At 55.9% G+C, this 17,589-nt stretch carries 11 protein-coding genes; 8 read left to right on the forward strand and 3 right to left on the reverse strand.

The window, feature by feature from the left end; genetic code table 11:
• Positions 1-307 precede the first annotated feature (307 nt).
• Positions 308-3,655, forward strand: coding sequence for a hypothetical protein (locus tag C4520_16115; protein ID RJP17492.1), 3,348 nt, complete (start codon positions 308-310; stop codon positions 3,653-3,655).
• A 30-nt stretch (positions 3,656-3,685) separates the two neighbouring features.
• Here C4520_16115 and C4520_16120 read toward each other — a convergent pair whose 3' ends face one another.
• The gene (locus tag C4520_16120) at positions 3,686-5,185 is read right to left on the reverse strand and encodes a leucyl aminopeptidase (protein ID RJP17493.1); all 1,500 of its coding nucleotides are present in this window, start codon (positions 5,183-5,185) and stop codon (positions 3,686-3,688) included.
• 588 nt (positions 5,186-5,773) lie between these two features.
• On the opposite strand from C4520_16120, the gene gatB reads away from it, so the two are divergent.
• From gatB to C4520_16140, 4 genes are all read left to right on the forward strand, one after another.
• Entirely contained in the window at positions 5,774-7,207 is a 1,434-nt protein-coding gene (gatB, locus tag C4520_16125; protein RJP17494.1) for an Asp-tRNA(Asn)/Glu-tRNA(Gln) amidotransferase subunit GatB, read from the forward strand.
• A gap of 52 nt (positions 7,208-7,259) precedes the next feature.
• Positions 7,260-7,637, forward strand: a complete 378-nt coding sequence (gene rsfS / locus C4520_16130; protein RJP17571.1) for a ribosome silencing factor — start codon at positions 7,260-7,262, stop codon at positions 7,635-7,637.
• A 68-nt stretch (positions 7,638-7,705) separates the two neighbouring features.
• Complete coding sequence (locus tag C4520_16135) at positions 7,706-8,731, forward strand: hypothetical protein (GenBank protein ID RJP17495.1); 1,026 nt, start codon at positions 7,706-7,708, stop codon at positions 8,729-8,731.
• A 12-nt stretch (positions 8,732-8,743) separates the two neighbouring features.
• The gene (locus C4520_16140; GenBank protein RJP17496.1) at positions 8,744-9,469 is read left to right on the forward strand and encodes a uracil-DNA glycosylase; all 726 of its coding nucleotides are present in this window, start codon (positions 8,744-8,746) and stop codon (positions 9,467-9,469) included.
• Between the two features lie 254 nt (positions 9,470-9,723).
• Here C4520_16140 and C4520_16145 read toward each other — a convergent pair whose 3' ends face one another.
• Positions 9,724-11,025, reverse strand: coding sequence for an MFS transporter (locus C4520_16145; GenBank protein ID RJP17497.1), 1,302 nt, complete (start codon positions 11,023-11,025; stop codon positions 9,724-9,726).
• A 90-nt stretch (positions 11,026-11,115) separates the two neighbouring features.
• A complete protein-coding gene (locus C4520_16150; protein ID RJP17498.1) occupies positions 11,116-13,041 on the reverse strand; it encodes a hypothetical protein in 1,926 nt (641 codons plus the stop codon).
• A gap of 501 nt (positions 13,042-13,542) precedes the next feature.
• Here C4520_16150 and C4520_16155 point away from each other — a divergent pair.
• Genes C4520_16155 through C4520_16165 form a run of 3 tightly spaced genes read left to right on the forward strand, consistent with a single transcriptional unit; the run spans position 13,543 to position 17,485 of the window.
• Complete coding sequence (locus C4520_16155) at positions 13,543-14,013, forward strand: hypothetical protein (protein ID RJP17499.1); 471 nt, start codon at positions 13,543-13,545, stop codon at positions 14,011-14,013.
• Positions 14,010-15,689 (forward strand): dihydroxy-acid dehydratase, encoded by a 1,680-nt coding sequence (gene ilvD / locus C4520_16160; GenBank protein ID RJP17500.1) that lies wholly within the window; start codon positions 14,010-14,012, stop codon positions 15,687-15,689. The genes C4520_16155 and ilvD overlap by 4 nt, the downstream gene beginning before the upstream one ends.
• Positions 15,569-17,485, forward strand: a complete 1,917-nt coding sequence (locus C4520_16165) for a thiamine pyrophosphate-binding protein (GenBank protein RJP17501.1) — start codon at positions 15,569-15,571, stop codon at positions 17,483-17,485. The genes ilvD and C4520_16165 overlap by 121 nt, the downstream gene beginning before the upstream one ends.
• The last annotated feature ends 104 nt before the right edge of the window (positions 17,486-17,589 follow it).

Raw genomic sequence — 17,589 nt, forward strand, 5'->3', positions numbered from 1 at the left:
CATCTCCAAAACCACAAAGGAAACCCAACAGAGCCAATAAGAAGGAGCAGTCAGCAAAAATCCGCCCCCAAGGGCCGATTTAGATGCGTAAGCCCTATTCACCTTTCCTTTCCCACTTGACACCCCACTTGCCTTATGATATAGAATTATCTCCAATCGGTTAAATGAAGCGATTTTTCTTGATGCACCACTTGAAACCGTGACACCCCATGCGCCTGTTGCAGATATTCAACCTCTGGCACCCTCGGGCGCACTTCACAACCCTTTACCTGGCGGGAAGGCGAAAAGGAGGAGAATCGTGAGGCACATGAGAAGAAATCTGCTGGCGGTTATTTCTCTCTTAGTTCTGGGCTTGCTTCTCGGTACCGCACCTGCCGCGGCGCTCGAGCATATACTCGGGTTCGACGACCTGGCCGTCGGCACAAGATTCCGGCCGTGGTCACAGCCATACTCTTCCCTGGGAATCACCATCAATGGCGACGGCTATCCTACCGTCATTGATCCCACGGTGTCTCCATGCTCGCCCCCTCATGCCTTGTACCACGACGCATCATTCGGCTCCGAATTCGGCAGTTCGGATGAGGATCTGACGATGGAGTTCGATTTCACTTCCGACCACGTCATTGTCTACGTCGGGCTCGAACAGAGCGCCCCTTACACCGTCACCGCTACCTTGCGCGGGTATCGCGACGGCGGCGCCTTGCTTATTCCCGGGGCAGTGGATTCAGTCACGATGGGGCCCGGTACCGCCGGCATACTCAATCCTCTTGTCATTCATTCGGATGACGGCGCCATCGACTCGATCGTCGTCTCGTATGGTATGGCGATGGAATCGGAACTGATTGACTGCGTCCATATAAACGTGTGGGAAGGCCCTCCACCGCCGCCGCCCGACGATCTCATTCCTCCATCAGTGGTTATTACCGCCCCCGCGGATTTGTCTTCCACTTCATACACGGTTGTCAACGTCAGCGGCTACGTGGATGAAGACGTGGGACTCACCAGCCTCGTCGTCTCTTCTCCCATCGACAGCGTCTCCATCGATATCAGCGGCCAGAGGGCGCCCCGGTACATTTTCGGCCAGCCGATTAACGTGCCGGCCGGCTCAAGCACCATTCGCGTCACGGCTGAGGATGGCGGCGGAAACGTCGATTATGAGGAGATCACCATCAACTGCAGTCCCTTGCCGCCTCCTCCCTCACCCACACCAAGCACGCTTAATATCCGTGCCAGCGGCATGGAGGTGACGCAGGCGATTCAGGGTTGGGATATGATCGGTCCCACGCCCGACCCGAAGGACCAGCAGACGAATATGGTGACCGGGAAAAAGACTTTGGTTCGCGTATATGGAGTGGCGGAAGGAACCGCTATGGATATCAGCGGCGTCGGATGCATGCTCAGAGCATATCGCCTGCCCGGCGTGCTGGAGCTGCCCGGCTCGCCCATCTTCTCCAATCGCGTCATGCTCAGGCCCGGCGAAGATTACCTGATACAGCGAACGATGGGAGGAAAAAGCTTCAACTTCATTCTGCCCGATGATTGGACCACGCCGGGAACGATCAGACTCGAAGCCACCGTCAATCACTTCAATGGAGTGCCCGAGGAGACCGGCGCCTACGATTATTACAATTCCACCATTCTCGATGTGCAATTCCATGATACCGAGGATCTTTGTATCAGGGTGTATCGTCTCTTCGAAAGAGGCGGTTCTTCGCCCACGATTGCTGAATGCGACAGGAACATGGCGCTGATGCGCCTGATGTATCCGGTGAATCCCGAGAGATTTTCAACAAGCGGATATTCCACGGATGAACATGGAGATTACGACCTCAGCAATGACGATGACCTGGCGGCATACCTGCATACCTTCTCGTATGCCAACGGTTGGCAATATGGGGTAGCAAGAGCATTGTGGTGCGACAATGTGGCCGACCTGGGGCTCACGCATCACACCGACACGCATCGGGGAATTACTCATGGCGATTTTCCCGTCTCCATATCTGTCGCCAGCGACGCCTATAACCATAGGAACAGAACGGCTCACGAGATCGGGCATGCAATGGGGCTCGGACACATTCTGGGCGGCGATTGGTGCGACGTTCCGGCCGGTCCGTATGAACCATATCCCATATACACCGATCAATACGGCATGGATTTCCCCATCACTACACTGTTTGGGTCTCCTCCCACGCCCTCCATCGGAGATTGGGGAGCGATGATCCGGGATGACAATACGTTTTTCCTGCGGGATCCCGGCTTTACCGGCGATATGATGTCGTACTGCGACCCCGACACCTGGATATCCGGCTACACGTGGAACTGGCTGTTTGGGCATTTCCATCCCGCTGCGTCTTCAGCCGATGGCGCAGCGCCTGAGGCCGCCCCTCAGATGGTTGCGCCTCTCGGGCCTCTCCCTTATTTCCATATCGGAGCGCGAATCATGTTCGGACAGGGAATGGCGTGGCTGAAGCCGGTATGGACAGTCCAGCACGAGGCTGGAACCTATGATTACGTGGGCGAGGGAGAATATTCTCTTTCATTGGAAGACGGCAACGGAAACCTCTTATTTAGGCGCGACTTCGATCCCACTCCCCTCCCAAACCTCGAATCGTATGCGTTGGTATTTGAAATACTGCCCGGCATCGCCCAGACAGAAATAGTCCGGCTCTCGAGCGCTCACCTCGCTCAAGACGTTGTCATCTCGGCGGGAATCCACCCTCCCGACGTGAAGGTAATCATGCCGAACGGCGGCGAACTCTGGAACGCCACCGGCTACCAGGAAATCCAATGGAGCGCAAAAGACGAGGATGGCGACCCGCTCACGTATGCCGTCATGTTCAGCAACGATAAAGGCCTTACCTGGGATGTCATCGGATCGGAATTGACCGCAACCGGAATGGCGGTCCCCCTCGATAACCTTTCCGGCGGAGGCTCGTGCCTGGTAAGGGTATTGGCGAGCGACGGAATTCATCAGGGCGAGGACGTCTCGGACGGTCTCTTCTCCAAGGGGGGACAGCCGCCTCATGTCTCCATTCTCGTGCCGGATGCGGTCACCACTGTGCCGTATGGAGAGCCGGTTATCCTGGAAGGATTGGCGTGGGACCGGGAAGACGGAACAATCCCCGAAGCGGATATCAGGTGGGAATCCAACCTGGACGGCCCGCTCGGAACCGGCCAGGTCATCGGCGCCCTGGGTTTGCAGCCGGGGATGCATGAAATCAATTTCAAGGCAACCGATAGCGACAATATGACCGGGGCAGACTCAGCCAGTCTTTACATCGCGCCCAGACCAATCGTTAACATCAAAGCGAACAATTCGGATGGCCCTGTGACTCTCTCGCGCTCGAACACGCTCAACCTGTCCTTCTCGCTGGATAACGGGGGCGTCACCGAACTGGCCGATTGGTGGCTCTTCGCCCAGTTGCCGAACGGCAAGAAATACTACTACACTTCCGGCGGATGGAAACCCACCGAACAGCCGGCGCGGCAAAGCCCGCTGGTCGCCGTGCCTTCATACAACCTCGCGCCGGTCTCGCTTTCGACGCTGCCGCTGGGGAAATATGTCATCTACTGCGGGACCGATCTGAATCCCGACGGGAAGACTTCCTGGGAAATTTTCTATTATGACTCTGTGACGCTCGAATTACAGCCGTAAAGGGCATTTTTAAAGATCAACCGGCGCCTGCTACTTCCAATCCTTCGCCAACTGCGTCAGCAGGCGCACGCCGATCCCGGTGGCGCCCTTCGGGATGTACGGCCGTGATTCCTTGATCCAGGCGGTCCCTGCGATATCCAGATGCGCCCACGGGAAATCACCCACGAATTTCTTGAGGAACAGGCCGGCCGTGATCGTCCCCGCCGGCCGGCCTCCCACGTTTTTCACGTCGGCGATATCGCTCTTGATCTGCTCGGCGTATTCTTCGTCGAGCGGCAGGCGCCACACCTTTTCCGAGGTCTCCTTCGAGGCCGCCTCGATCTTCGCAAGAAACTCCTCATTGTTCCCCATGAGGCCGGTGTTGATGTGGCCGAGCGCGATCACGCATGCGCCGGTCAGTGTAGCCAAGTCGACAATTGCGGCAGGCTTGTAGCGGGCGGCATAGGCGAGCGCGTCGCTCAGAATGAGGCGTCCCTCGGCGTCGGTGCTGATGACCTCAATCGTTATGCCGGACATCGAGCGCAGCACGTCGCCGGGCCTGTACGCGCCGCCGCCGGGAAGATTCTCCGTGGCCGGAATCAGCCCCACGATATTGACCGGCAGCTTCAGCATCGCCGCCGCGGAAAGCGCCCCGATGACCGCCGCTCCGCCGGACATGTCGTGCTTCATTTCCTCCATCCCCTCGGACGGCTTTATTGAAATCCCGCCGCTGTCGAACGTAATGGCCTTGCCGACAAATACGAGCGGCTTTTCCGAACCGGCGCCCTTGTGCTCCAGAATGATGAATCGCGGCGGTTGATGGCTTCCCTGCGCGACCGCGAGAAAAGCACCCATGCCCTGCTTCTTTATCTGATCGGGCGAAAGAACCGTACACTTGAAACCATGCCGGCGCGCAAGCTCCTTCGCGCGGTCCGCCATCGCCGACGGTGTCAACACCCCGGCCGGCTCGCTGATCATGTCGCGCGCATGGCCGACCGCCATCGATATTTTCTCGCCCGCCGAGGCGCCTTTCTGCAGGTCGGCCCGGCGCTGTTTATCGCGCTCGGGAAGAATCAGTGTCTCCAACTGCTTCGAAAACTCTTGAACGGTCTCTTTCTCAGTCTTGTACTTGCCGAAACGATAGAGCGCCAGCAGCGTTCCCTCCGCCACAGCCTGCCCGATCATCTCCGCGCCGGCATCCTCCAGCCCCTGCGAATGAAGCGTGGAAACCGCCGTTTTAAATCCTTTATCACGCGCAAAAGCAGCCGATACCCCCGCCGCCTGACGCAATTTTTCGAGGTTGAATTCGGCTTTCTTGCCGAGACCCACAAGCACCAGTCGCTCGCTCGGAAGCTGGCCGAAGACATGGAGAAGAGCCGTGGTATTCGACTTCGCTTTGAATTCGTCCGTCTTCATGATCTTGGTTATGCCACGGTCAATCCTTGCGTCAATTTCCTTCGCGACCTCATCCAGCCTGTCCTCGAAAATTCCGACAATCAAGGCATCCGCCCGCTCTTTTGCCGGTTCACCATCTTTAAAGTTGATTTTCATGTCTTTCCCTTTCTCTGGACCGTCATATCTCCGAATCTACACCGAAAGGGACTGACACCATTTACGGAACGCGAAGGGGACTGTCAATCTGTCCAACGGTTGCGAAGAGGACCGGCAAGTGCGGCGGGGACTGACACCATTTACGGAATTCACGCCTTTTTGAATTCGTAGAATGGTGTCTGTACCCAGAGCAAGAACCAGCGCTCAATCGTCGGATAGTCTCACTGTCCCAAGAATTACGGACCGCGTCTTTCAGGCCGTAGATTCGGGGCTGTCCCCGTAGCTTGCCTTTTTGGATTCGTAGAATGGTGTCTGTCCCTAAATGCCATGTCTTGGCTCCGCTCAAGTTTTACGGCCTTCCATATGGTGTACAATGATATTCAAGAAAATGTCGGTGCGCAAGACTACCAAGTCCCGGCAAACCGAATTGACATGCTATAATAAAATAGGTTGGCAAACAATGAAACTTATGCTATATTATCATAAAATCGTCTTAGAGCAGGGGGTAGTTTGTTGAAAATGTGGTGAAGGCAGTTTATCTAGGGCCCTCCCTGCCATGCCCACTGAAGGAGTTGATGCTGTCTCGCAATGGAATATGAAATAGTTATTGGCCTCGAGTTCCACACTCAGCTTTCCACCAACTCTAAAATCTTCTGCGCCTGCAGCACAAAATTCGGCGCTGAACCGAATACCCAAGTCTGCCCCGTCTGCATGGGCCTGCCCGGTGTGCTTCCCGTCCTGAACAAGAAAGTGGTCGAAGACGCAATCATGACCGGTCTCGCCCTCAACTGTGAGATAGCGAACTACTGCAAATTTGCCCGCAAGAATTACTTCTACCCCGACCTGCCGAAAAATTACCAGATCTCGCAGTACGAGGACCCGCTCGCCAGGAACGGATACATGGACATATCGGTCAGCGGCACAACCAGACGCATCGGCATCACCCGCGTCCATATGGAGGAGGATGCCGGCAAGTTGATCCACCCGGAATCCGGCCCGGTCAGCTATGTCGACTTCAACCGCACCGGTGTGCCGCTGATGGAAATCGTGACGGAACCCGATATCCGCTCGCCCGAGGAAGCATATGCCACCGCCGTCACTTTGAAGGCTGTCTTGCAATATCTCGAGGTGAGCGACTGCAACATGGAAGAAGGTTCGCTCCGCTGCGATGCCAACGTCTCCGTCAGGCCGAAAGGACAAACTGCCTTCGGCGTCAAGACTGAAGTAAAGAATATGAACTCGTTCAAGGCGGTGCAAAAGGCGCTTGAATACGAGGCCGCCCGCCAGATAAAAGTTCTTGCTGAAGGCGGCAGAATCCTGCAGGAGACGCGCCTGTGGGACGCCGATCATGGTGTCACCCGCTCGATGCGCAGCAAAGAGGAAGCGCACGATTACCGCTATTTCCCGGATCCCGACCTCATTCCGCTCATCGTGAGCAAGGAATGGATCGAGGAAATCCGGGCAAAGCTGCCGGAGCTGCCCGCCCGGCGCAAGCAGCGGCTGCAGGAGCAGTATGCGATACCGGAATACGATGCCGAGGTGCTGACGGCCTCGAAAAGCATGGCGGATTATTTCGAGAAGGCGGCTTCGCTCTACCCGAATCCGAAGGCGGTCGCAAACTGGGTGATGGGCGAGTTGCAGCGGTATCTGAATCTTCAGCAAATTGACATCCGGCAGAATAAGATTTCACCTGAACATCTGGTGGAACTCCTGAAGCTGATTGATGACGGCACCGTCAGCGCCAGCATGGCCAAGACGGTATTCGCAGAGATGTTCGATACCGGAAAAAGCGCATCGACGATCATCCGCGAAAAAGGGATGGTCCAGATCACGGACGAAGAGGAGTTGGTTGGCATCACCGAAAAGGTAATTGCAGACAACCCCGGCCCTGTTGCCGAGTTCCTCGGCGGGAATGAGCGCACCTTCGGCTTTCTCATGGGACAGGCCATGAAAGCAAGCAAAGGCAAGGCAAACCCCAAACTGCTGAATAAGCTGCTGCGGGAGCGCCTGCAAAAGACATGACAGGTAAGACGCATTGGGGGTGCCGCTCTTGGCGCGGCAAAAGGAGCTAAAGATCAAACCATTAGATTTGGCAAAAAAGGCTGCGCAGGTCGCCGATAGCAAAAAGAGTCAGGATGTTCTCATTTTGGACCTGCGGAAACTCTCGAGCGTCACCGATTTCTTCGTTATCTGCGGAAGCGAATCCGTGCTGGGCGTGAAAGCGATAGCCGAAGCCATTCTTCTCAAGTTGAAAGAGGAGAAGATCACCCCAAACCACGTGGAAGGCCTGGATGAGGGCAATTGGGTTCTTGCCGACTATGGAGATGTGATCGTTCACGTGTTCCTCGAGCGCGTGCGTACCTATTACGACCTCGAATCTCTCTGGGGCGATGCGCCCAGGAAAAATTTCAGGCCACGAGCCAGAAAGAAAGTGTCGGGCAAGAAGACCTGACGGTTTCCCTTCCGCATGCCCCGACATACAGTCTCGATTCTTCGCGGGCTTCGAATGGATTCCTCTTCATGGAACGCTTCGTCATAGGGCATAATGCCGATCCTTCGAACTGGCGCACCCGCCTTGAAATACTCAATCCCCAATGTCTCGAAATCTTTGTCCCGCCTCGATACTGTACCCTCGAAGGCCTGTCCGGTCTTGAAAACGTATTCAAGCAGATGGCAAGCCATCCCGCCGTCCAACAACTCGAGTTCCTTTCCTGCCATTTCCCGTGGGGTGAAACGATCGACGGTTATTCGCGATACCATCTGATTGACGATAGCTATTTCAGATCATTGTGGCGGATTGCTGCGGCATTCGACAAGCTGTGCCGCACGCTCGACCTCGTGCCCGAGAGGAGCGCTCTCAATTTTCACAACCTCTACGAGCTTCCGCGCCCATTTCTCCTTCAACTCAAACAGAAAGGGAAACTGCCCGCGTTGCGCGACATCTTCCTGCGCCATGCCGACGAACAAACGCTGGCGGCCAGAAAACTCCTTGAAGTCCTCGATCTCCGCCTTATGCTCGCTACCGAAAATAATCCGCCCATCGGCGCCGCCGAATACATGAGCATAATTGATGTATTCGCCGCCGATCTGGCAAATCGGGCTGCCCGCATGGGAATCAAGACCTGCCTCGATCTGTCTCACTTCTTTATGACGAAATTCTATTATGATCTCGAGCCGGACAAGCGTCCTGTTTTCCCCTATCTGGACCACGAATGCGAAAATCCAAATCAGTTCCCGCTCGATTTCGAGTCTTTCCAGCGGGCGCTCGATCCGCTTTACTATCACGTTTCCGATACGAAAGCGCCGGGAACCGATCGCAACCAGGAAGGCGTTGCCATCGGAACCGGCGATACTCCCTGGATCGACGTGCTGACATCCCTGGGAAAGCACGCCTTCAAGTGCAACCAAAAAGCGTTCTTGATAATCGAGATCAAGGGCGCTTATACTACTGAAGGAATGGAGTTGTGCCGAAAATCGGAGCAGGCGTTGCGGGGATACATCGAAGACTGCTTCGCCAGCGGGTTTCTCGAAGCTCTGGAACAATAAGGATACCCCCTCATGAAACACGATGAACGAGCAAGTGCAGAACTGCTGGAAGTGATTGAGCTCGCAAAGCGATTTCTCGAGCAGCAGAAGACGCTCGGACTTCAGAAGATCAGGTTAAGCCGGGCGGCCTTGAGCGAGCTCGATAACGTCGCCTCAAGCGATTCCGCAGAAAGACAAAGAGATGCGGCCGCGGCCATTGCAGAACTGGCGTCCGCCGTCCAAACCTGCACAAAATGCCATCTCTCGAGGAGCCGAAAAAACGTCGTGCCCGGCCAGGGAAACCCGTACGCGAAGCTCATGTTCATTGGCGAAGCACCCGGAGCCGACGAAGACGAGCAGGGGTTACCATTTGTGGGAAAGGCCGGCCAACTTCTGACCAGAATCATCGCTGCAATCAACCTGAAAAGGGAAGACGTCTACATCTGTAACATTCTCAAGTGCCGCCCGCCGGACAATCGAACCCCCTCATCCGATGAGATTGAATGCTGTCTTCCGTTTGTGATGGAGCAGGTTCGCGTGATACATCCGAAGTTCATTTGCGCGCTCGGCAATGTCGCCGCTCAAACGCTCCTGCAGACGAAGGCGCCGATGAACCGGCTGCGGGGAAAATTTCACAAGTTCGGAGAAGCGCTTTTGATGCCGACCTACCATCCGGCGGCGCTGCTGAGGAATGCCGACTACAAGAAACCCACTTGGGAAGACATGCAGATGATCCAGCGAGAACTGGAGAAACTGTAGTCCTTCTTTTCAGTGAAAGACGTTGTCGCCCCTTCCACTCCGGGAGAAGATGACGCTCCACCCGCCGTTCAGTCCGCCAAGCGAAGAGGACTGGCTCCATTTACGGAATTAATGCCTTTTTAAATTCGTAGAATGGCGCCTTCCCCCGAAGCAAGAACAATCAATCGTCGGACACATTCGCTGTCCCCGGAGCTTGCCTGATTCTGTCCCCAGTGTAAGCGTCGCTCAATCGCAAGAAACCAAATGAATCAACATTAGACAGCCTCACTGTCCGCAGCGGTCTGCGGCAGTTGCCCCGCCCGCGCAGGCTCTCCCTGAAGCAGCAGGCACGGCTTCGCGAAGAAGATGGCTATCCCGGCGAGAAAGAACGCGCCCGCAAAAACGCTGAACGCAAGAATATAATCATGTCGCACATCGAAGAGCTTGCCTCCCGCATACATCCCGAGCGCCATCCCGATGGTGTACGGAATACCGAGCAGGCCCATGATCTTCGCGAAATTTTTCACGCCGAAACTCTCGCTGATCAATAGCGGGTTTGTGACAGCGTTACAGCCCATCCCCGAAGCGTACACCAGGATGAGAAGGCCCGCGGCAATGGCGAGAGGTAAAACATGCAGCGCAAACAGGAGCAGGCTGAACAATGCGATTACTCTTGAGACATTGGCAGCCGCCGCGAAATATCGCTTCTGCCGACGCTCCGACAGGTAACCAAACAAAAATCGGGCGGCAATGCTGACGCCATGCACCGCGGCCCAGACGCCGGCGGCGCGGGTATGGGGCAACCCCATATCGGAGAGGAACGGAATGATGTGGAGCCCGAAACCGGAGGAGGCAAATACGACAAAAAATGTCGCGCTTACCACCAGCCAGAAGGTGCCGGTCCGCGTTGCCTCCTTCAGCGTGTATCCGGTTGCATTTCCCCGCGCTGCTCCAGGAGCTTGCAACGATTCAAGATAATCGTCAACTTGAATACCCATTGATTCGGGATTATTTCGAATGATCAGGAAAATGATCGGCAGAGAGACTGCAGCCATGAGCAGTCCCAGCATCAAGTACGCATGTCGCCATCCGTAGGATTCGATCATCGCGCTCGTTATGGGGATCCACAGGACCGACCCCAACGCGCTTGCCGTGGTTACGATCCCCATGGCTCTACCCCGCCGCCGTTCGAACCAGCGGGAGACCAGCGTCTGCGATGGCAGAATCGTGGTGGCGGCCAGGCCAAGCCCCACCGCCAGATTGAGAAAATATAGCTGTCCGAGGGAATGAATCCGGCTCAGCAGCACGTATGCGGAAGAAAGCATTACGGCCCCTGGCAGCATCACCGTCCGCAGGCCGAATCGCTCGATGATTCCCCCGATAACAGGTGTAGCGAATCCGGCCGCAAGAGCGGCAATCGCACTCGCTATCGAGAGACTGGTGCGGTCCCATTTCATATCCGCTTCCAGATACTTCAAGAACACCGGAAACGTCGAAAAACCGATTCCCGCGCACACAAACAACGTGATGAATGCGCCGACAACAATCCACCAGCCGTAGTACAATTTCCTCTTCATGAACCTGACGCTCCTTTTCAAGAAGGCTATTGCGAGGGTGCCCCCATCACTGGGGAAAAACAAATGAAATGATTCGCCGGTTAGAGGCGGCTAGCGTTTCGGCTCAACGTCCTTTGCACATCGGAAACCGATACTTGCCTTCTTCTCATTCGGCTCGAAGAAATGCCGGTATCCCGCCCGAGCGTAGAGATTGATGTTGCTGTCCCATGCGCCGCCGCGCGCCACTCTCAAGGTTCCGGTATGAGGGCCGGGAGGATTTTTCTGAGGAGCATTCGAGTAGTAGTCTTCAAAATACCAGTCGTTCACCCATTCCATTACGTTGCCCGCCATATTGCAGCATCCGTAAGGACTTTTTCCGGCGGTCAGCAGGTGCACCGGCTGTGTCATATTGATGAAACTCTCGCGGATATTGCAGTAATTGATGTTCCAGGTGTTCCCCCATGGCCAGATCCGTGCGTCTGTTCCTCTCGCCGCTTTCTCCCATTCGGCTTCCGTCGGCAGTCGTTTTCCCGCCCACTTCGCGTATGCCGCGGCATCGAACCAGCTCACAAGGGTAACAGGATGATCGGCCTTGCCCGGTGGATACGTGTTATTGCGCCAATTAAAAGGCTCCGCCCAGAAAGCGTTGACAAAAGGAACCGGGTGATTCGTTGCATCGATGAATTTCTTGTAGTCGGCGTTAGTTACTTCAAAAACATCGATAAAATATTCTTTGAGGAAAACTCTCCTCATGGGACGCTCATTCTCAAATTCGGAATCGCTCCCCATAACGAACTCGCCCGCAGGAACAAGCGTCATATTCAAGGGCGCCCCCGGAATCTGCACCGACCATTCCGGCGGAGGCGCGGTCGGCGGAAGGTCAGGAACGGGGGGCTTCCGAACCGGCTGCCCCTCGTGCACGGCCGAAAACAGTCCAAAGAGCCCGGCGATAACCACCCCTACCAGCACGACGGAGGCGACGATCTTCAAATCAAGCATGCGCCTCCAACTCTCGGTCTGCAGAATCAGCGACAGGCGGGCCTTGATCTTGCTCAGCACAGATTCTTGAATCTCCTGCCTCAAGTCGTTCGCCAGTTCAAGAATCGTCTGGTACCTCTCGGCGGGATCCTGCCGAAGCGCCTTCAAGATAATGCCGTCCATCCGCTTGCTCAGCTCCGGATTGACCTGGCTGGGAAGCGCAAAATTCCCCATCGGAAGCCTTCCGGTAAACGTCTCATACAACATGACGCCGTAGGAGAAGATATCGGCTCGATGATCGACCGAGCGCGCGTCAATCCGCTGCTCGGGGGCCATATAATCCGCCGTCCCCATATAACTGCTGGTAACCGTAATCGAGCTGATTGGCAAGCCGGAACGGGTCATCTGAGCGATCCCGAAATCGGCGATCTTTGCGCGGCCGGTTCTGTCAATCAGCACGTTGTCCGGCTTGACGTCACGATGAACAATCCCCCTCCGGTGCGCGTAATCGAGCGCAGCGGCGACCTGCAGCAGAATCTGAGCCTTCGTGTTGAACGTCAATTTCCCGTGCTTCAACAACCGGGATAAACTGGCGCCGTCAATATATTCCATCACGAAGTAATTGATCCCGCTTTCCTCGCCCTTATCCAGAACGCGAACAATATTCGGATGATCCAGAGATTCCAGCGCAAGAAATTCACGGTCAAATCGCGCCAGCGCTTTCGAACTGGAGGAAAAACGTCTCTTCAAAATCTTCAAGGCGACCACCCGTTGCTTTGACGTGTCCATGGCGCGATAGACCACCGCCATGCCGCCGCGCCCAATCATTCGGTCCACCTTATATATGCCGATGGTGTCGCCGGATTTCAGCTCGAGCACAAGCCTGCTGTCGGGGCGGGATTTTTCGGGTTCGGAGGGAAAGGGAACTTCATTTTCGGGAGATTTCACAGCTTCCTCTTCGCCTTGAGAGATTTCATCGGCAGGAGGAGTTGATTTAATGGAGACTCCATCCTTTTCTCTGTTTCTCTTATCGCCGTCGGAGTCTTTCGCAAAATTCATGTGACGATGCCGGCCGCTGAAGCTTGCTTGTATTTATCGATCAAATTATAGCACATCTGCAACGATCGAAGAATTTGAACTCCTTTACTCGCGAAGCAGAACTCCTTGGAGAACCTGAACCGAAACCTTCACAAGAAATCTTGTCCAAAGGATACCATAACTGCCGTCTGCATTACAAGTTAGTTGTTTCCGGCCGTTTTACCTGCGTTGAATTTTGGTTTTGTTGGTGTTAGAATGACGGGCGGCTCCCGAAGCTGGTTATCTCATTCCACTTGTACAGCTCGAGACGGTCGAGGACCGACACCATTTACGGAATTCACCGAAAGGGACCGACACCATTTACGCAACCGAAAGGGACTGACACCATTTACGGAATTCATGCTTTTTTGAATTCGTAGAATGGTGTCTGTCCCTAAAGTCCAATTCCAGAATGGTATCTGTCCCTAAAGTCCAATCCGTAGAATAGGGTCTTTCCCTAAAGTCCAAAAGGGGGATTTCTGTATGCACATAAAAGAAAAAGTCGAAGCCGGGATCAAGGAGGCCATGAAGTCAAAGGATCAGGAACGGCTTTCCGCCCTCCGCATGATCAAAGCCGATCTCCTCTTGAAGGAGAAGGAAACGGGTCGCCTCGATGATGCGGCAGCCGAGCAAGCCCTCCAGAAAATGTTCAAGAAATATAAAAAAGCAAAGGAAGAATACGAGTCGCTTGGCAAACACGATGAAGCTCGTCGCTACGAACGAGACCTCCAAATCATCGAGCAGTTTATGTCTGCACCAATGATGGAAGAAGGGCAAATCAAACTCGAGTTGCAGCGCCTGGTGGAAGAAATGCAACCGGCCGGCCCTCAGGATTTTGGAAAGATCATGAAGAGCTTCATGGCCGGTCATAAGAACGTCGAGGGAAAACTCGTCTCATCTCTTCTCAAAGAGATATTGGATAAAAAAGAGAAGGCAGGCCCGAACCTCCAATGAACCAGAAACGACGCGATCCGGAAAAGTCGTATCAGCGAGCTCTTTATAAAGCTGTCGGATATTCCGACCGTGATCTCGAAAAACCCTTGATTGCGGTCGTTAACTCATGGTCCGAGCTTAATCCCGGCCACTCGCATCTCCGCGGCATCGCCGAGCACATCAAGCAAGGCATCTGGCAGGCCGGCGGCATGCCCGCCGAATTCAACACCATCGGCCCCTGCGACGGCATCGCCCAGGGAGCGGGCATGCATTACGTCCTCCCCTCCCGCGATATCATCGCGGCATCGGTCGAACTGATGGCCGGCGCACACCAGGTCAAGGGCATGGTGCTCCTGGGTTCATGCGATAAGATCATTCCCGGCATGCTGATGGCCGCGCTCCGCCTTGATGTCCCCTCCATCTTCTTCACCGGCGGCATCATGAGTTCGCGGGGGGGCCTCGTAACCTGTGACATCAAAGAAGCTATCGGGAAACATATCTCCGGAAAAATCACCGCGGACGAACTGAACGAGACAGAATCGGCCGCATGTGCAAGCGCGGGCGCGTGTAATATGATGGGAACCGCGAGCACAATGGCATGCTTGCTCGAAGTCCTCGGCCTCGCTTTGCCCGGCACGGCCACTCTTGCCGCCGTCGATCCAGCTCGCCTGCGGCTTGCGCAATCGGCGGGCCGGCGGATTGTCCAGCTTGTGAACGCAACAAAGCGAACCGCTTCACGTCCGGCCAGACCATCGCAACTCCTCAACCAAAATTCTTTTCGAAATACGATTCACGTGCTCTGCGCCTTCGGCGGTTCAACGAATGCGCTGATCCATCTTCCGGCAATTGCGGCGGAACTCGATATCGAGCTTCCGCTTGATGAGTTCGACCGGATCAGCCGGTCAACTCCCCTCCTGTGCAAATTCAAACCCGCCTCTCAATTGAATCTGCTCGACTTCCATCAGGCCGGCGGGATTCCCGCGCTGATGCACGAACTTGCGCCCCTTCTTCACCTCGAACAGATTACCGTCACGGGCAAATCCCTCAAGCACATCATCCGCCCCACCGCGAAAGACGGCCGGCATGTGATCGCGCCGCTCAAGCAACCGCTCGAGCCGGAGGGCGGAATAGCCATCCTCCGCGGCTCCCTCGCACCCGAAGGCGCGGTCGTTAAGACCAGCGGCGTGAACAAAAGCATGCGGCAACACGAAGGGCCCGCAGTTGTTTTCGATAGTGAGGAAGAAGTCCGAGCGCATCTGCTCGAACGCAAGGTGAAACCCGGCAGCGTGCTGGTTGTCAGGTATGAAGGCCCGCGCGGCGGACCCGGCATGCGCGAGATGTCAATCCCCGCAGCCATGCTGGTGGGAATGGGGCTCGGCGATTCGGTAGCAATGGTGACAGACGGCCGCTACTCGGGCGCCACGCGCGGCCCGTGCATCGGTCACGTCTCGCCCGAGGCCGCCGACGGCGGTCCACTGGCCGCTGTCTATGATGGTGACATGATAGTGATTGACATTCCGAACCGGAAGCTCGACATAAAAATTCCAAAGGCAGAGCTGGCGCGGCGGATGAAGACATGGAACCCGCCGGACAGGCCGGCGAAAGGATTCCTCGAACTGTACCGGCGAATTGTCGGCGCTGCCGCCGATGGCGCCCGGCTCGTTGCGCCCGCCGAAAAAAGGAGACGACCAAAATGAAGATGACCGGTGGCGAAATCGTCGTCGAATATCTGATACAGGAAAAAGTGCCTTATGCAGCGGGCATCCCCGGACACGGATGCCTGGCTCTCGTGGACGCACTCTTCAAGGCGAAGAAGAGGATCGGCGTCATCCAGGTCCGCCAGGAAATGAGCGCCGTCCACCTCGCCGACGGCTACTATCGCGTCTCAGGCAAGCCTCTCGCCGTCTTCACCTCCATCGGGCCCGGCGCAATCAATACCGCCATCGGACTGGCGACGGCGTACGTCGATTCGACCGCCGTCCTCGCTCTGACCGGCGATACGCACGTCCACATGTTCGGGCGCGGCGTGCTCCAGGAGATCGAGCGCACGCACAGCTCAAATTTCCCGCGCGTACTCGAGCCCATTGTCAAACGATACTGGCAGGCAGTCAATGTTGAACAGCTCCCGCATATCATGCAGCGCGCCTTCAGCCAAATGCTGTGCGGCAGGAGAGGTCCCGTTCTCGTAGACTTGCCGATGGACGTGCAGGCCGCCTCGGCGGACGTCAAGCTGCCCGCCCCCCAGGCGCACAAGTGCAGCGCCCGTGTCAAGCCCGATCCGGCGGCCATCGAGCAGGCGGCGCTCCTTCTCGTGCACGCGAAACGGCCGGTCATCCTCGCCGGCGGCGGCATTCATTCGTCCGCCGCCCATGAAGAACTGCGGGTGCTCGCCGAATTCCTCGGAGCGGCGGTCGTAACCACCATGATGGGCAAAAGCAGTTTCCCTGAAAATCACACGCTCTACGGATGGCATGCCGGAAGCAAGGGAACGACCATCGGCAACACACTGTGCTCGAAGGCGGACGTTCTGCTTGCGGTCGGCTGCCGGTTTGCAGATGAGACGACCTCCTCCTATCGCCGCGGCGTGAGCTTCTCAATCCCGCCCACAAAACTGATTCACGTCGACATCGACGCCGGCGAAATCGGAAAAAATTATCCGGTCGAAGTGGGCATCGTGGGCGACGCAAAAGTCGCCCTCAACGATCTCCTGAATGCGGTCATCAAGCTGGCCCCCAAGGGCGGCAAAAAAAAGAATGAGTATTTCAAGGAAATCCAGGCGCTCCAGAAGAAATGGCTGGCATACGTCAGGAAATTGCAGACCAGCGACCGCACTCCCCCAACCATGTCGCGCGCATTAAAGGAACTCAGGGACGAGTTGCCGGAAGAGGCAATAGTGGTTTGTTCGTCCGGCAACTCGCAAGCGCAGATTCTGCAGGAATTTTCTTTCACAAAACCGGGAACGCTGCTCACAACCGGCGGGTTCTCCACCATGGGTTGGTCATTGCCGGCCGCAATGGGCGCAAAACTTGCCAGACCCAATACGCCGGTCGTGGCGGTGATCGGCGACGGCGACTTCATGATGACCATGCAGGAACTCGCGACCGCCGTGCAGTATGACATCCCGGTCGTCGTATGCCTGCTGAACAACTCAGGATGGATTTCAATAAAGGATTTGCAGATGAACGCCTTCGGCCGCGACCGCGCTTATGCGACCGATTTCGAGAAGGATGGGAAACCATATACTCCCGATTTTCGAAAGGTGGCCGAGGCATTCGAATGTCACGCCGAAAAGGTGACCGCGCCGGACAAGATCAGGCCGGCCATGAGACGTGCACTCGAAAGCGGAAAACCGGCCCTCGTTGAGGTCATCGTCAACCGGCAGTTCCCTCACACCGGCAGCCCCGCCGTCGGCTGGTGGGATGTTCCCGTGCCCGCCTACCTCGAAGAACGCCGAAAAGAATACGAAAAAGCGGCCGCCGAGGAAGTCCTGTAAAAAATATGGGGACAGAGACCATATTTAGACTGTTATTATACCTTAATTTGTGAAAGTAAACATGTGGGCTCTGTACCCAGAAGTAAAAAACACCTCTCAAAAGT

It is taken from the genome of Candidatus Abyssobacteria bacterium SURF_5, assembly GCA_003598085.1.
In the GTDB taxonomy this organism is placed as follows: domain Bacteria; phylum Abyssobacteria; class SURF-5; order SURF-5; family SURF-5; genus SURF-5.

Excerpts from the sequence above, each read along its gene's own strand:
- C4520_16165 (RJP17501.1), top strand. The coding sequence starts at position 15,569 with ATGGAACCCGCCGGACAGGCCGGCGAAAGGATTCCTCGAACTGTACCG.
- C4520_16140 (RJP17496.1), top strand. The coding sequence starts at position 8,744 with ATGAAACACGATGAACGAGCAAGTGCAGAACTGCTGGAAGTGATTGAG.
- C4520_16115 (RJP17492.1), top strand. The coding sequence starts at position 308 with ATGAGAAGAAATCTGCTGGCGGTTATTTCTCTCTTAGTTCTGGGCTTG.
- ilvD (RJP17500.1), top strand. The coding sequence starts at position 14,010 with ATGAACCAGAAACGACGCGATCCGGAAAAGTCGTATCAGCGAGCTCTT.
- gatB (RJP17494.1), top strand. The coding sequence starts at position 5,774 with ATGGAATATGAAATAGTTATTGGCCTCGAGTTCCACACTCAGCTTTCC.
- C4520_16120 (RJP17493.1), bottom strand. The coding sequence starts at position 5,185 with ATGAAAATCAACTTTAAAGATGGTGAACCGGCAAAAGAGCGGGCGGAT.
- C4520_16145 (RJP17497.1), bottom strand. The coding sequence starts at position 11,025 with ATGAAGAGGAAATTGTACTACGGCTGGTGGATTGTTGTCGGCGCATTC.
- C4520_16150 (RJP17498.1), bottom strand. The coding sequence starts at position 13,041 with ATGAATTTTGCGAAAGACTCCGACGGCGATAAGAGAAACAGAGAAAAG.
- C4520_16155 (RJP17499.1), top strand. The coding sequence starts at position 13,543 with ATGCACATAAAAGAAAAAGTCGAAGCCGGGATCAAGGAGGCCATGAAG.
- C4520_16135 (RJP17495.1), top strand. The coding sequence starts at position 7,706 with ATGGAACGCTTCGTCATAGGGCATAATGCCGATCCTTCGAACTGGCGC.